At 50.3% G+C, this 1,300-nt stretch carries 2 protein-coding genes and 1 pseudogene; 2 read left to right on the top strand and 1 reads right to left on the bottom strand.

All coding sequences use genetic code 11. The features are described from left to right. Together HCU66_RS26940 and HCU66_RS26935 are read left to right on the top strand one after the other, a co-directional pair. On the top strand, positions 1 to 199 hold a 199-nt coding region (locus HCU66_RS26940; RefSeq protein WP_205891384.1), incomplete at its 5' end, for a hypothetical protein. 434 nt (positions 200 to 633) lie between these two features. After that, positions 634 to 1,092 carry a hypothetical protein gene (locus HCU66_RS26935; RefSeq protein WP_205891383.1) on the top strand — a complete coding sequence of 153 codons (459 nt, stop codon included), beginning with the start codon at positions 634 to 636 and terminating at the stop codon, positions 1,090 to 1,092. Between the two features lie 101 nt (positions 1,093 to 1,193). Here the strand turns inward: HCU66_RS26935 and HCU66_RS27650 are convergent. After that, positions 1,194 to 1,300 (bottom strand): annotated as a pseudogene (locus HCU66_RS27650) (DUF6124 family protein); the annotation flags it as partial.

Below are 1,300 nucleotides of genomic sequence, written 5' to 3'. Positions count from 1 at the left end.
AGGGGGAAGTGTCGTCCGCTTCGGGCGGATTAGGTGTCGGCTTGAACATGAGGAAATTTCTCTATGGCATATGTTTTTTGAAGCCGCCATTTTTCGTTTCCAGACGAAATGGGTGGCAGCCGTGCGCAGGCTGGAAAACCGGATAAACACAGCCACAAACCCGGCAGACCCGAAGGTCTCCCGCACACAGCCGCCATAGAATTGCATGCCAAAAAAAGCGCAGCAGTATGCCATGTGCTGTGACTGTGTTTATCAGGTTTCCAGGCCCGGCCGCTGATTTTGCAGCGACCCACAAAGCCTACCCACTTAGCTTCCGACGCAACAACCGTCAAAACCTGTTGGAAACATCCTCAAAAATCACCCCGTCTGTAGGAGCGGGGAATTTTGGAGAACTAGTTCGCCAGCCGAGCCCCACTCAGACTCCCGCTTTATTTTCCGCCTGATGCGCCGCGAGTACCTCCGGCAAGCCCCGGCGCAAGTACTCGGCCCACTAGCCATTAGTTTCTATCGCGACTAGCGGTTAATAGGTTATAGCGAAAAAATATCGCTAACTGTTATTTCTGATAGTAGCAATAATTTTCGTGAGGTTGGAGTCTGAAGCAGCAGTATCAAAACTCTTAAAAGGACTTCTTTATGGATACCATATTTTTTGCAAAGAAATCTATTTCTGGTCAAAACGCAGTCGATGGCGCGGCAAGAGCACTGATAGACAATATATATCCGTTCGCAGGGAAGGTTGCCGAGTTTTGGTCGAATACTAATGAAGTAACAGTTTGGGCTTCCCAGGATCTTAGTTCGAAAGAGTCGCGAGCGCTTGTTTGCAAATTTGATGCAGATATTGTTAATGGTGATCATCCCTATGCAACGGATGGCCCGGTGAGATATATGCATTATTATGTGTTTAAAGGGCCGCAGATGACGCCCCATCCGGCTGTGCGTGACAGTGGATTTGTTAATGTGACGTTCAATAAAAGTGAAGGGACTCTTGAATTAAGATTTAGTCTTAAATTTCAAAGCAATCCGCCTGGGCCCGACCTGGATGGCAACGGCACGTTTGAGAATGTTCGGGGTCTTGAACATCCTCCGACGTAACAATAGAAATCCGGCCATTGCTCTTCGGCGGTACATGCGCCGTTTCCCGGGCAGATTCACCCGGATCACTCCCACGTCGACGCGTCGACGTGGGAAATTGATCAGCCCTGCGTGGTCACTTCTACATTATCCAGTACCCGATTCACCGCCAGCCCGGCCAGCATGATGACCTGCTGGATCGCCAGGAGCGTATGCCGCTGCGGGGCGT

This window comes from Pseudomonas frederiksbergensis (genome assembly GCF_017114915.1).
In the GTDB taxonomy this organism is placed as follows: domain Bacteria; phylum Pseudomonadota; class Gammaproteobacteria; order Pseudomonadales; family Pseudomonadaceae; genus Aquipseudomonas; species Aquipseudomonas frederiksbergensis_I.
Note: the sequence above shows the minus strand (reverse complement) of the source record. Positions and strands in the feature narration are given on the sequence as shown.